The 14309-nt window shown below is 65.5% G+C and carries 8 protein-coding genes and 1 pseudogene; 5 read left to right on the plus strand and 4 right to left on the minus strand.

Going from position 1 to position 14309, the window contains the following annotated elements; translation table 11 throughout:
- Positions 1-1703 (minus strand): annotated as a pseudogene (locus tag SM753_RS12455) (hypothetical protein); the annotation flags it as partial.
- A gap of 342 nt (positions 1704-2045) precedes the next feature.
- Here SM753_RS12455 and SM753_RS12460 point away from each other — a divergent pair.
- The 4 genes from SM753_RS12460 to SM753_RS12475 all read left to right on the plus strand — a co-directional run bounded on the left by SM753_RS12460 (position 2046) and on the right by SM753_RS12475 (position 6836).
- On the plus strand, positions 2046-3893 hold the full coding sequence (locus tag SM753_RS12460; RefSeq protein ID WP_323191841.1) for a S9 family peptidase: 1848 nt from the start codon (positions 2046-2048) through the stop codon (positions 3891-3893).
- Positions 3894-4071: 178 nt separating this feature from the next.
- Complete coding sequence (locus SM753_RS12465) at positions 4072-5025, plus strand: ABC transporter ATP-binding protein (protein ID WP_138796882.1); 954 nt, start codon at positions 4072-4074, stop codon at positions 5023-5025.
- A complete protein-coding gene (locus tag SM753_RS12470; protein ID WP_323191842.1) occupies positions 5022-5855 on the plus strand; it encodes an ABC transporter permease subunit in 834 nt (277 codons plus the stop codon). The genes SM753_RS12465 and SM753_RS12470 overlap by 4 nt, the downstream gene beginning before the upstream one ends.
- Before the next feature lie 138 nt (positions 5856-5993).
- A complete protein-coding gene (locus tag SM753_RS12475) occupies positions 5994-6836 on the plus strand; it encodes an ABC transporter permease subunit (RefSeq protein WP_323191843.1) in 843 nt (280 codons plus the stop codon).
- 95 nt (positions 6837-6931) lie between these two features.
- Here the strand turns inward: SM753_RS12475 and SM753_RS12480 are convergent, their stop codons facing one another.
- Together SM753_RS12480 and SM753_RS12485 are read right to left on the minus strand one after the other, a co-directional pair.
- Positions 6932-7990 carry an NAD(P)-dependent glycerol-1-phosphate dehydrogenase gene (locus SM753_RS12480; RefSeq protein WP_135533546.1) on the minus strand — a complete coding sequence of 353 codons (1059 nt, stop codon included), beginning with the start codon at positions 7988-7990 and terminating at the stop codon, positions 6932-6934.
- Positions 7991-8138: 148 nt separating this feature from the next.
- Positions 8139-9128 (minus strand): NAD-dependent epimerase/dehydratase family protein, encoded by a 990-nt coding sequence (locus SM753_RS12485; RefSeq protein WP_323191844.1) that lies wholly within the window; start codon positions 9126-9128, stop codon positions 8139-8141.
- 78 nt (positions 9129-9206) lie between these two features.
- Between SM753_RS12485 and SM753_RS12490 the strand changes: the two genes are divergently transcribed.
- The gene (locus SM753_RS12490) at positions 9207-9614 is read left to right on the plus strand and encodes a GIY-YIG nuclease family protein (protein WP_323191845.1); all 408 of its coding nucleotides are present in this window, start codon (positions 9207-9209) and stop codon (positions 9612-9614) included.
- A gap of 55 nt (positions 9615-9669) precedes the next feature.
- Here SM753_RS12490 and gltB read toward each other — a convergent pair whose 3' ends face one another.
- Positions 9670-14202 carry a glutamate synthase large subunit gene (gene gltB, locus SM753_RS12495; protein WP_323191846.1) on the minus strand — a complete coding sequence of 1511 codons (4533 nt, stop codon included), beginning with the start codon at positions 14200-14202 and terminating at the stop codon, positions 9670-9672.
- Between the last annotated feature and the right edge of the window lie 107 nt (positions 14203-14309).

Consider the following 14309-nt stretch of genomic DNA (forward strand, 5'->3'; position numbering starts at 1 on the left):
GTGGTGGTTTCGGTGGTCGTCTGCGGCGTGGTCGTCGGCGTCGTGGTTTGCGGCGTGGTCGTCGTGTCCTGTTTCGTAGTAGTGTCGCGTTCAGTCGCGGTTTCCGTGGTCGTCTCTGTCGTCGTGTCAGCCGGTTCTTCCGTCGTCTTTTTCGGTTCCTCCCCGGCCGGACACTGACCGTTCACGATGTATGCGGCACCGCTGTTTTCGACGTCGCTGTCGTTGCGCGTCGCGCCGACTGCGATGTCCTCGTTGCCGTCGCCGCTGGTGTCGTTGACGTCCGAGACGGCGATGCCAGCGCGGTCGCCGGCACCTTCGCCGTGGAGCGTCGCCTCGGCGGTTTCGAGACTGCGGTTCTCCGCGAGGTTCTCGCCGCCGTAGACGAGGTAAGCGCTCCCGTGTTCGTTGCCGTTGGAGTCGCTGAACGGCGCGCCGACGAGCACGTCGTCGTACTCGTCGCAGGTCACGTCGCCGGACCCGGCCGAAGAGACCGACCATCCGGCGCGGTCGCCGTCGTCCTCGCCGGCGAGTCGCACGTCGGCGTCGCCGAGGTTCAGTTCGCTCGGCAGGTCGCCGCCGTGGACGACGTAGGCGGCACCGGCGGACGCGCCAGTGCTGTCGTTGAACGGCGCGCCGACGACCACGTCGCCGACTCCGTCGCCGTTCACGTCGCCGGCGTCGGAGAGCGACCATCCGGCCAGGTCGCCGGACGACTCGCCGCTCATCTTGACGGCTGCGTCCGCGAGCGAGGACTCGCCGTCGGCCTGGACCACGGCGTAGGCGGCACCGGCGTTGGAGGCGGTGCTGTTGTTGAACGGCGCGCCGACGAGGATGTCAGCGGCTCCGTCGCCGTTCACGTCGCCACCGTTCGCGACGGCCTGACCAGCGCGGTCGCCGGCCGACTCGCCGCGCATCGTCGCGTCGGCGTCAGTCGCCGAGAGCATCACGTCGCCGTCGATCTCGAAGGTGTATGCGGCACCGGCGTTCTGTCCGGCCCCGTCGTTACGCGGCGCGCCGACCGCGACGGCGTCAGTGCCGTCGTCGTTCGGGTCGACCGCGGCGACCGAGAGGCCGAACTGGTCGCCGGCCTCGGCACCGGTGAGTTTCACGTCGGCGTCGGAGAGGTTCATCGTCCCCGTCATGTCCGCCGCGCCGTAGACGACGTACACCGCTCCGGCGTCGTTGGCGGGGTCGTCGTGCAGCGGCGCGCCGACGATCAGGTCGCTATCGCCGTCGCCGTTGACGTCGCCCGACGCGACGCTGTATCCGGCCCAGTCACTGGCGCTCTCGCCCCGGAGCGTCAGGTCGGCGTCAGCGGCGTCGTACTCGCCGTCCTCGACGGGACCGGTGAAGAGGTACGCCGCCCCGCTTCTGGTGTCTGTGCTGTTGTTAAACGGCGCGCCGACGAGCACGTCGTCGTTACCGTCCCCATCTACGTCGCCGGCGGGAGCGATCGACGCTCCGAGTCTGTCGTCAGCGCCGTCGCCTCGTATCGTCACATCGGCATTAGAGAGGTTTGTTTCTCCGGAGAGTGTTCCACCCTCCTGTTGCTGTACGTTGTTCTGTCCGGAGACGCCGGCGTCCGCACTGTAGTCGCCGTCGCTGGCTACCGCGCCGATCGGACCGACTCCGATCGCGATCGCGCTCAGCGCGACCAGCGCTGCGAGAACGACTGCGCGTCTCCGTTCGTTTGCATCTGTCATTGGTACTCTTCCATCTCTTGGCGTCAATTCAGGGCCCCTTTGTTATGATCTGAGTCCCTTCGGTTCCGGTTAGATTATTTTCACGATCGGTCGGCGTCGATCTGAGTAACGGCGGGATATGGGATGAGGTAACACACATTGACTGACGGCCGTATCTGTACGCCTTCCTTTGGTAACGACGGATGTACATGACGACGTGACCTGAAACGGTGAGGAACAGTCGCAAAACTATTCATTACCTCGTCGGTGGGTGAAAGACCGCTACCGAATATCGCCGTCGGCGGTTAACGGTCGACCCGTCGTGACCCGAACTGCTTTCTTCCGGCCGAACGGAGTGTTCCCGTGAGCTACGACATCGAACGCTATCTCAACGTCAGGAAGGCGTACGGTGCTTCGTTCGACTCCGAGGGCGAGCGGCTCGCGTTCCTGCTCGATATCGTGAGAGTGCCGCAGGTTTGGACGCTCGACGAAGCGGGCGCGTGGCCGGAACAGCGCACGTTCTACGACGAGCGAGTCACCTTCGTCTCGTGGTCGCCGGAACGCGACGAACTCGTCTTCGGTATGGACGAGGGAGGCGACGAGCGCACGCAGTTTTTCCGCCTCGACGCCGCCGACGGAACGGTGTCGGCGCTGACCGAAACCCCCGAGTCGAAACACCGATGGGGCGGGTGGAGTCACGACGGCGAGCGGTTCGCGTTCGCCTCGAACCGACGGAACGAGGCCGTCTTCGACGTCTACGTGCAGGCGCGCGACGAAGCGGGAGACGACGCAACGCTCGTACACGAAGGCGACGGCTGGCTCTCGCTCGGCGGGTGGAGCCCGGACGACGACCGTCTGATCGTCTACGAGGCACACTCGAGTTTCGACCACGACCTCCACGTGCTCGACCTCGAATCCTGCGACTTGACGCATCTCACCCCGGAGACGGACGACGTTAGATACCGGAGTACAGAGTGGGCCCCCGACGGCGACGCGCTCTACCTCGTTACGGACGAGGGGAGCGACACGCTGTACCTCGCCCGTCTCGACCACGACACGCGCGAGATCGATGTCGTCGAAGACGGTGGGCAGTGGAACGTCGACGGCGTCGCGCTGGACGACGAGACCGGGCGACTCGCCTACTCGCGCAACGTCGATGGGTACACCGAACTCACCGTCGGCGAACTGGTGAACGAGACCGATATCGACGAGTTCCCCGACCCCGACCTGCCGGGCGGCGTCTGCGGCGGCGTCGACTTCGGTCCGGACGCCGAGCGCTTCGCGATCACCGCCAACGGCGACGCGACCAATCCGAACGTGTACGTCGTGGACGTAGAGACGGGCGAGGCCGAGCGCTGGACCGACGCGCCGACCGCCGGCATCCCCCGTGAGTCGTTCCGCGAGTCGGAGCTAGTTCGCGTGGAGAGTTCCGGTGTCGACGGGAGTCGACAGTCTGACCGCGGACCGGTGACTGATGAGACACTGGAGGTACCGGGCTTTTTCACCCTGCCCGAGGTCGCTGATGCGGGCGAGACTCCGGTCGTTGTCGACATTCACGGCGGCCCTGCGAGTCAGCGCCGGCCCTCCTTCAACGGCGTGAAGCAGTACTTCCTGAACCGCGGCTACGCCGTCTTCGAACCGAACGTCCGCGGCTCCTCGGGGTACGGTCGGGAGTACACTCACCTCGACGACGTACACAAACGCATGGACTCGGTCGCCGACGTGAAAGCGTGCGTCGAGTGGCTCTGCGACCACCCCGCGGTCGACCCTGACCGGATCGTCGCGAAGGGCGGCTCTTACGGGGGGTTCATGGTACTCGCCTGTCTCACGGAGTATCCCGACCTCTGGGCCGCCGGCGTCGATATCGTCGGGATCGCTAACTTCGTCACGTTCCTGGAAAACACCGGCGACTGGCGGCGAGAACTCCGAGAAGCGGAGTACGGCAGTCTCGACGATGACCGAGAGTTCCTGGCCGAGATCAGCCCTATCAACAACATCGAGAACATCGAGGCCCCGCTGTTCGTCCTCCACGGCGAGAACGACCCGCGCGTGCCCGTCGGCGAGGCCGAGCAGATCGCGGACCGGGCAGTCGATCAGGGTGTCCCGGTACGAACGCTGATCTTCGAGGACGAAGGCCACGGGTTCACGAAACTGGAAAACCGAATCGAGGCCTACTCCGCGATCGCCGACTTCCTCGACGAACACGTGTAGCGATGGAGTGGGACTCTATCACGACGGCCCACGACAGTGAAGCGTCTGGCTCGCGTCGGCTCACGCTCGTTTTGACGGTATAAATTAAGCTAAGTGGATTCCGTAAATACTATTGGTTGGACGAGTGACAGCCACCACAAGAGAACCCTGGCTCTCGGTTACCCGTACCAACTAAACTATGACTGCTATCGAAACCGACTCACTGACGAAGCGGTTCGGAGAGGACGTGTTAGCCGTCGATGACCTCACCCTAACGATCGAGGAGGGCGAGATATTCGGCTTCCTCGGCCCGAACGGTGCCGGGAAGTCGACGACGATCAATATGCTGCTCGATTTCATCCGGCCGACTGACGGCTCGGCGACGGTGCTCGGCCACGATGCTCAAAAGGAATCCGGTGCGATCCGGCGCAAAGTTGGCGTCCTCCCGGAAGGCGCGAACGTGTACGACAGACTGACCGGCCGCGAACACGTCGAGTGGGCGATCCGGACCAAAGGTGTCGACGACGACCCCGACGAGATCCTCGATAAGGTCGGTCTCGACCATGATGACGCAACCCGTCAAGCCGGCGGCTACTCGAAGGGGATGGCCCAGCGCCTCTCGTTCGGTATGGCGCTTGTCGGCGATCCCGAACTGCTGATCCTCGACGAGCCCTCCTCCGGGCTGGACCCGAACGGTATTCAGGAGATGCGCGACCTCATACGCGAGGAGGCCGCGAGCGGGACGACGGTGTTTTTCTCCAGTCACATCCTCCCCGAGGTCGAGGCGGTGTGTGACCGCGTCGGCATCATGAACGAGGGGCAACTGGCGACCGTCGACACCATCGAGAACCTGCGTGACAGTTCGGACGGCCAGGCAACCATCGACGTCGAACTCGGCGGGATTCCGGACCGGATCGACCTCTCCAGCGTTGACGGTGTCGTGCAGGCTGATGTCGATGACGGAACGGTGACTGTCGTCTGCGAGGACCCCTCCGTGAAAGTCGATGTCGTGACGACACTCGCCCAGCAGGCCGAAGTCGTCGACATCCTCTCCGAGGACACGTCGCTCGAAGAACTGTTCAACACGTACACGACTGGCGACGCCGGCAGTTCCGAAGAGCGCGTCTCCGATCCCGCCGAGGTGACAGCATGAGCATCGCGAACGTCGTCCGAAAGGACTTCAAAGACGTCCGGCGCGCGAAACTCGTCTGGGCACCCGCCGCGCTGTACACCATGTTCATGCTCCTGTTTTTCTGGGGGCAGAGCAACGGACCTGCCAACCCTAACTTCTACAGCCTGATCCAGGGGCTGGCCGGGATCGGCGGCGTCATGCTCATCCCGCTCATCGCACTGGTGGCGGCGTACCTTTCCATCGCCGGAGAGCGCGAGTCGGGGAGCATCAAGTTCCTGCTCGGACTCCCGAACTCCCGGTCCGACGTGGTTCTCGGTAAACTCCTCGCACGGTCTGCCGTGGTCGCGGCGGGGCTGTTGGTTTCGTTCGCCGTCGCCGTCCTCGCTGCGATGGTGTTCGTCCCGGACATGACGTTCGAATACGCCGACTACGCCGTGTTCGTCGCCCTGACGCTGCTGTACGCGTTGACGTACGTCGGAGTAGCAGTGAGTATCTCCGCCGTATCGTCGAGTCGCTCGCGTGCGATGGGCGGCGCTATCGGGTTCTTCTTCGTGTTCAACCTCGTCTGGAACTTCCTCCCGGTGAGCCCGAGAAACATGGTTCAGTTTCTGGCAGACAAACTCGGAACGGACGTGTCCCAGAACACGCTCGATCTAATCTGGGCGTCGAGTCCGACAGGCGCGTATTTCGGGTCGCTACAATTCCTCGACACGCCCCAGTTCGCCGGCGGGATGTCCGGCAGTTCGCCTTTCTACCTCGAAGCGTGGTTCATGGTCGTCATCCTCGTCGCGTGGCTGGTCGTCCCGCTCGCGCTGGGTATCTGGCGGTTCCAGCGCGCCGAACTCGGCTAACTCACCGCCTCCACATCCGTTTTACGAACCAATGACAGCAATCAAATCAGTTCCGGTGACGCACCGTCTCGACGAACACGCCGAACGCGAGCGTGACGCGATACCTGCCGAAACAACCTCCGGTACGGCGGTGGTCGCATGAGCATTGCGAACGTCGTCCGGAAGGACTTCAAGGACGTCCGGCGCGCGAAACTCGTCTGGGCTCCCGCCGCGCTGTACACGCTGTTCATGCTCCTGTTCTTCTGGGGACAGACCCAGGGTCCGGAGCCCGACTTCTATCAGGTGCTCTGGGGGCTCGTCGGCATCGGCGGAGCGCTGCTCGTCCCCCTCACCGCTCTGGTGGCGGCGTATCTCTCTATCGCCGGAGAGCGCGAGTCGGGGAGCATCAAGTGGCTGCTCGGACTGCCGAACTCGCGGACTGACGTCGTCCTCGGCAAACTCCTCTCCCGTTCGGCCGTCGTGGCCGCCGGTCTCCTGTTGTCGTTCGCCGTCGGCGTAGCCGCGGCAGCGGTACTCGTTCCCGACATGACGTTCGAGTACGACGAATACGCGCTGTTCGCCGCCGTGACGGTGCTTTACGCGCTGGCATACGTTTCGGTCGCCGTCGCCATCTCCGCCGCGTCGTCGAGTCGGTCCCGAGCGATGGGCAGCGCCATCGGCTTCTTCTTCGTGTTCAACCTCGTCTGGAACTTCCTCCCGGTCGGACCCGTTCAGATGATCGGGTTCCTGTCCGACGAGTTCGGCCTGGAGGTCTCGGACAGCGTCACCGAGTTGATCTTCAGTATCAGTCCGACGGGCGCGTACCTCAACGGCATCCTGAAACTGATCATGCCGGACCGGTTCAACGCTCAGGCCGGGGCCGTCGTCACGGACCCGCCGTTTTACATCGAGGGATGGTTCATGGTCATCATCCTCGCGGCGTGGGTCGTCGTTCCGCTTGCCCTCGGTGCCTGGCAGTTCAACCGTGCCGAACTGAGCTGAATCGGTTTAACACCCGACCCAGTACAGAAACTTCCACGCTATATGCAACAAATATTGTGAAGTGTATTTGAATACCAGCCCCGTCCGATCCCGTCTCAGATGACGCCCGTTTTCCTCGCCGCTTCGCGGGCGGCCCGCTCGTTCACGCCGTCGCCGAGGATCGTGTATCGGTCGCGTATCTCGTGGGCGGTTGTCAGCGCCTCTATCACCGTCGCGTCGTCGATGCCGAGTTCGCCGGCTGTCGTCGGGGCGTCGATGCTCGCCAGCGCGTCGCGGATGTCCCGCCAGATGCCGCGCTCACCCCCATGGAGATACGCGGTCACGATCGACCCGACGCCGACCTGATGCCCGTGTAGCGCCTCGTTGGGTGCGATGCGGTCTAACTGGTGCGAGAAGAGGTGTTCCGCGCCGCTGGCGGGCCGCGACGACCCGGCGATGGACATGGCGACGCCGCTGGAGACCAGCGCCTTCACGACGGCCCAGGCGGACTCCTCCAGACCGGGACGGACGGTGTCGGCGTTGTCGACCAGCATCTCGGCGGTCATCTCCGCCAGCGCGGCGGAGTACTCGGAGAACCGGACGTTTTTCAGGCGGTTGGCTAACCGCCAGTCCATCACTGCGGTGTAGTTGCTGATGATGTCGGCACAGCCAGCGGTGGTGAGTTCCCACGGTGCGTCGGCGAGTATCCCCGTGTCCGCGATGACCGCGAGCGGCGGTTCCGCGGCGACGCTGTGACGGGTGTCGCCTTCGGGGACGGAACCGCGGCCGCTCACGATGCCGTCGTGGCTCGCCGCGGTCGGGACGGAGACGAACCCGCGTCCGATATCTTCGCTCGCCATCTTCGCGATGTCGATCGGTTTGCCGCCGCCGACCCCGATGAGAAAGCCGGGATCGACATCGCGGGCCTTGTCGATGACTCTCTGTATCGCCTCGAAACTCGCCTCTTCGACGATCACCGTCTCGGGGTCGTTGCCCCGCGCCGCGAACGACTCGGCGATCTCCTCGCCGGCGATCGTCCAGGGAGTTGGGCTGCTGACGATGAGCGGCGTCCCCGTCAGGTGGAGCTCGTCGACCGCGTCGACCGTCTGGTCGAGAGCGCCGTGGCCCACAACGACGTTGCGGGGCAGGCGGATCCACGTCGACTTGTCGAACATACCTGTGTCCCTCTCGGCGGGGGATAAAGGGGTTTTCGTCGTCGCTACTCCGACGAACGACGCCTCATGGGGACTGTTGTAATTCAGTTCTGTATTTCGCCGACGCAGGGACGGCGAACACCGGGAAGCAGTTACAGAAACTCCCGGATTACAGCGTGTCCAGAACGCCGAGAATGCGCTCTTCGGCCTCGCGACTGGGGCCGTGTTCGCGCCCGTCGCGGTCGCTCTCCAGGTGGTCCTCGACGCTGCGGGCCATCGCCTCGTCGAGCGGCGTCGACTCCCACCCGAGGTCGGCCAGTTTGTTCGTATCGAGGATGTGCGGGTACTCCCGGTACAGGATGAAGTCGTCGAGCGCCAGATCCGCCGTCGCGAGTTCCCGCGCGCCGGCGTGGACAACTTCGACATCGGTCCCGAGGGCCGCGGCGATCAGGTCCACCATCTCCTCCAGCGTGACCATACGGCGGTCGCCGACGTTGTACGCCTCGCCCGCATCGCCCGACTCAGCGACGACGCGGATCGCGCTCGCCACGTCCTCGACGTAGGCGCGGTGCCAGACGTTCGTTCCGTCGCCCGGCACGACGACGCGGTCGTACTCGTTCGCGCGGTCTATCCAGTAGTCCAGGCGCTCGGTGTAGTCGTGCGGGCCGTAGACGATGCAGGGGCGGACGCTCATGGCGTTCACGCCGTTGTCGGCCGCCGCGAACACGGCCCGGTCCCCCTCGGCCTTCCGCGGGCCGTACGAGGAGTCCGAATCGTCTCTCGCCTGTTCGTCGGTGCATTCACAAAGCGGCGTTTCCCCCTCGCGCTTCGGCAGGTCCTCGCGACCGTAGGCGGACCCGCTGGAGACGAACACGTAGGCGTCGACGTCGTCGAATATCCGCGTCGCCGTCCGCACCTCTCTCGGCTTGTACGCGACGCAGTCGACGACGACATCCGGGTCGACTTCGCGGGCGGCCGCCGCCAGGTCGCCGTCGTCCGTCCGGTCGCCCTCGACATGAGACACGCCGTCCGAATCCGCAAACGGGTTCTCGTGGTTGCCCCGGTTGAAGACGGTGACCTCGTAGTCGTGTTCGCGGAACTCGTCGACGACGTGGCGGCCGATGAAACGCGTGCCGCCGATGACGAACAGGTGGTCCATACGTCCGGATGGGACGACGGCGGGCAAAACGGTGACGAATCGGTCGATTGATACTGTCGGCGGCCCCCAGCCTCGCCCGTGCCCGGAACGTACGTCCTCGTCGTGGCCCTCGACGAACCGGCGACCATCGAGGTCGGCGCGCTCGGCGACCGCGAGTTCGACGCTGGAACCTACGCCTACGTGGGGAGCACGTTCGGTCCCGGCGGCTTCTCGCGGGTCGACAGACACCGGGAGCTCGCGGCCGGCGAACGCGACGCCAGACACTGGCACATCGACTACCTGCTCGGTCACCCCGCAGCGTCGCTCGCTGAGGCAGTTACCTTTCCCGACGCCGACCTGGAGTGTCACCTCGCCGGCGCGCTCCCCGGCGAGCAGGTGTCTGGCGTGGGGGCCTCGGACTGCGACTGCGACGCGCACCTGCTCGCTGCGCCCGACCGCGGGGCGCTACTGTCGGCGGCGCGCGCGGAGCGTGACAGTCGGAACTGACCGGTGACGAATCGGCCCGTCGCCGACGACAAAAGACGACTGCGACCGCCTACTCTCAGTCGTCGGTCGACGCCGCGAAGCCGGACGACCCCGCCGTCGTACCGACCGTCGCGGGTTCGGGCGGTGACTCGCGGATGTCGTCTGCGCCCTCTTCAGTGATGACGCGGTGGTACGCGTCCGGCATCACCTTCACGAACCGGGAGAGCGACTCCTCCCAGTTCTGGAGCACCTCCTTGCCCTTCTCGCTGTCGGTGTAGGCGACGTGGTTCTCGACGAGGCGCTTCAGCATGCGCCGGTCCTTCTCCGAGAGCGAGTCGGCGAGGCTCACCATGCCGGTGTTGGCCTTCGACTCGAAGTCGCCGGACTCGTCCAGGACGTACGCGACGCCGCCGGACATGCCGGCCGCGAAGTTCTTTCCGGTGTCGCCTAACACGGCGACGGCACCGCCGGTCATGTACTCGCAGCCGTGGTCGCCGACGCCCTCGACGACGGCCGTGACGCCGGAGTTGCGGACGGCGAAGCGCTCGCCGGCGACGCCGTTGACGTATGCCTCGCCCTCCGTTGCACCGTAGAGCGCGACGTTGCCGATGCAGACGTTCTCGTCGGCCTCGTAGTTCGCGTTATCGGGCGTCGTCACCGAGAGCGTCCCGCCGGAGAGACCTTTGCCGACGTAATCGTTGGCCGCGCCGGTCAGGTGCATCGACACGCCGGACTGGAGGAACGCGCCGAAGCTCTGTCCGGCGGTCCCGCGGAGGTCGACGTCGACGGTGTCTTCCGGCAGACCGGCGACGCCGTACCGAGTCGATATCTCGTTCGAGAGCATCGCGCCGACCGCGCGGTCCGCGTTCGACACGTCGGTGACGATCTCGACCGGTTCCTGGTTCTCCAGTGCGGTCTCGGCCGCCTCGATCAGGTCGTGGTCGAGTTGCTCGTCTATCTCGTGGGTCTGTTCGCGGACCTTCCGGCGCTGGTCGCCGTCAGGCTCGGCGAGTACTCCGGAGAGGTCTACGTTGCGGGCCTTGGGGTGGTCGATGTCGTCGCGCTGGGAGAGGGCGTCGACGCGGCCGACCATCTCATCAACCGTCTCGAAGCCGAGTTCGGCCATGATCTCGCGGAGTTCCTGCGCGATGAACGTCATGTAGTTGATGACGTGTTCGGGCTCGCCCGGGAACCGCTCGCGGAGTTCCTCGCGCTGGGTGGCGACGCCGACCGGGCAGGTGTTCTTGTGACACTGTCGGGCCATCACGCAACCGCTGGTGACCAGTGACGCGGTGCCGAAGACGTACTCCTCGGCCCCGAGCAGCGCGCCGACCGCCACGTCGCGGCCAGTTTTCATCCCGCCGTCGACGGAGACGCGGATACGGTCGCGCAGGTCCGTCTCGACGAGCATCTGGTTCGCCTCCGCGAGGCCGAGTTCCCACGGCAGGCCGGCGTTCTTGATGGAGGTGCGCGGGCTCGCGCCCGTCCCGCCGGAGTGACCCGAGATGTGGACCACGTCGGCGTTTGCCTTTGCGACGCCGGCCGCGATGGTGCCGATGCCCGCCTCCGAGACGAGTTTGACGTTGATATCCGCCGCGGAGTTGGCGGCTTTCAGGTCGTGGATCAGCTGTTTCAGGTCCTCGATGGAGTAGATGTCGTGCAGCGGCGGCGGCGAGATGAGACCGACCCCCGGCGTCGCGTGCCGGACGTGGGCGATCATCTCGTTGACCTTCATCCCGGGCAGGTGGCCGCCTTCGCCGGGCTTTGACCCCTGCGCCATCTTGATCTGCAGTTCGTCGGCGTTCGTGAGGTACGACGACGTGACGCCGAAGCGGCCCGACGCCACCTGCTTGACGTTGCACTCCTTTTCGGTACCGAACCGCTCGGGGGGTTCGCCGCCCTCGCCGGTGTTCGACTTGCCGCCGAGGCGGTTCATCGCGATCGAGTTGTTCTCGTGAGCCTCCGGCGAGAGACTACCGAGACTCATCGCGGCGGTCGAGAAGCGCTCGACGATGTCGGCGACGGGTTCGACCGCCTCGATGGGGATCGGTTCGCGCCCGTCGGTGTCGAACTCCAGCAGTCCGCGCAGCGTCTGCAGGGTCTCGCCCTGGTCGTTGATCTGCTCGGCGAACTCCCGGTAGGTGTCGTAGTCGCCCTGTCGGACGGCCCGCTGTAACGTGCCGACGGTTTCGGGGTTCCACTGGTGGTGGATGCCGTCGGACCGGTGTTCGTACTCGCCGTAGCGGTCGATGTCCGCGCCGTCGAACGCTGATTCGTGGCGTGCTTCGAGGTCCTCCTCGATCTCCTCGATGCCGATGCCGCCGGTGCGGGACTCCGTGCCCGCGAAGTACTCGGCGACGAAGTCGTCGTCGAGGCCGACCGCCTCGAAGATCTGTGCGCCCTGGTAGCTCTCGACCGTGGAGATGCCCATCTTCGCCATCGTCTTCAGGAGGCCGTCCTCCAGCGCGCCGACGTACGCCCGGACGGCGTCCTCGACATCGGCCCCGTCCTCGCCTGCGACGAGGTCCGAAATGGTCTCGTACGCGAGGTACGGGTTGACGGCGTCAGCTCCGTAGCCGACGAGCGCCGCGAGGTGATGAACCGCACGCGGGTCGGCGGACTCGACGACGATCCCGGCGTGGTTGCGCAGGCCGTTCCGGACGAGGTGGTGGTGGACCGCGCCCATCGCCAGCAGGCTCGGGATCGGGACGCGGTCTGGCCCGGTCGCGCGGTCCGAGAGCACGACAACATCGTGGCCGTCTTCGATTGCCTTGCGGGCGTCGTCGCGCACGTCCTCGACGGCGGTTCGCAGGTCGGTGTCCGGGTCGTAGGTGATGTCGACAGTCGCCGAGGTGATCCCGTTCGCGGAGACGTTTCGGACGGCGGCCATCTCCGCGTCCGTGAGGACCGGCGAATCGGCGACCAGTTGCCGGGCGTGCTCCTGCGTCTCGTCGAGCAGATTGCGCTGGAAGCCCAGCCGCGACTCCATGCTCGTGACGAGTTCCTCCCGGATGTAGTCGAGCGGCGGGTTCGTCACCTGCGCGAACAGCTGTTTGAAGTAGGTGAACAGCGGGCGGTTGTAGTCCGACAGCACCGACAACGGCGTGTCGTCGCCCATCGACCCGACGGGGTCTTTCCCCTGTTTCATCATCGGCTCGATGAGGTTCTCCAGTTCGTCGTGGCTGTAGCCGTAGGTCGCCTGGTGAGCGCGGAGGTCCTCGGCGCTGGTCCGGGGCTCGTAGTCCTCGGTGTCGGCGACGGTGTCGAGTTGGACCTGCTCGGCATCGACCCACTCGCCGTACGTCTCGTCGGTGAGGTCGTCGAACACTTCCTCGTCGGGAACGACTCGGCCCTCCTCGGGGTCGGCCAGGAACAGTTGGCCGGGTTGGAGGCGGCCGCGCTCCGCTATCTCCGCGGGGTCGTGTTCGAGCGCGCCGGCCTCGCTGGCCATGACCAGCGTGTTGTCGGTCGTCACGTCGTACCGGCAGGGTCGCAGGCCGTTCCTGTCGAGCACCGCGCCGATGCGGTCGCCGTCGGTCGCCGCGACGAGAGCGGGGCCGTCCCACGGTTCGACGAGCGACGCGTGGTAGTCGTACCAGTCGCGGCGGCTCTCGTCCATGGCGTCGTCTCCCCGCCACGCCTCGGGGATGAGCATCCGCAGGGCGTGTGGGAGGTCGCGGCCGTCCTCCATCAGGAGTTCGAGCGCGTTGTCGACGGAGGCGGTGTCTGACTGCTCGGGGTCGTTGATGACGGGTTTGACCGTCTCTATCTCCTCGCCCAGCGTCTCGCTCGCGAGGTCCGTCTCGCGAGCGCGCATCCAGTTGATGTTGCCCTGAATGGTGTTGAACTCGCCGTTGTGGATGACGTTGCGGTACGGGTGTGCGAGATGCCACGCGCCGAGCGTGTTCGTCGAGAACCGGGCGTGGACCATCGCGAACGTCGACTTCACGCGCACGTCGGTGAGGTCGGGGTAGTAATCGGCGACCTGGTCGCCCTTCAGCAACCCCTTGTAGACGAGCGTCTTCCGGTCGAGCGAGCAGACGTAGAAGCGGTCGGATCCCGGTGGCCGCTCGTCCTCGATCCGGTTCTCAAGGGCGCGTCGCGCGACGTACAGCGCGCGGTCGAACTCGTCAGTCGTGAGAGTCGGCGCACGGACGAAACACTGGCGGACGTCCGGTTCGGAGTCGACTGCCGTCGCGCCGAGGCCGGCGTTGTTCGTCGGGACCTCCCGCCAGTCGAAGACGTCGAGTCCGTACGTCGCGAGCGTCTCCTCGACGACGCCGGTCAGCGCCGCCGCGTTCCCGTCCGCGGGAAAGAACATCGAACCGACGGCGTAGGTGTCCGGCACTGACCCGTCGAGAACGTCGTCGAAGAACTCGTGTGGGGTCTGTAAGAGGACGCCGGCACCGTCGCCTGTGCGTTCTTCCGCGCCGGTGGTGCCGCGGTGTTCGAGGTTTTCGAGTAGTTCGAGGCCGTCAGCGACGACGGCGTGACTGGTTCCGTCGTCCAGGTCCATGACGACGCCGACGCCGCAGTTGGACCGCTCGTCGGTCGGGTCGGCGAGTCCCTCGGGGCTGTCGGGGGATGGCTGTACACGTTGCTCGTTCATGGACAGTTCTGTGCTGTTCTCGAATAAGAGGCTACTCCTAAATGGCTAAGTGGAATATAATCCCACACTAGGTAATATATATCATACAAGTCCGGACACGGATATCA

Origin of the sequence: Halostella sp. PRR32, assembly GCF_034808085.1 — an archaeon.
Classification (GTDB): Archaea; Halobacteriota; Halobacteria; order Halobacteriales; family Natronoarchaeaceae; genus Halostella; species Halostella pelagica.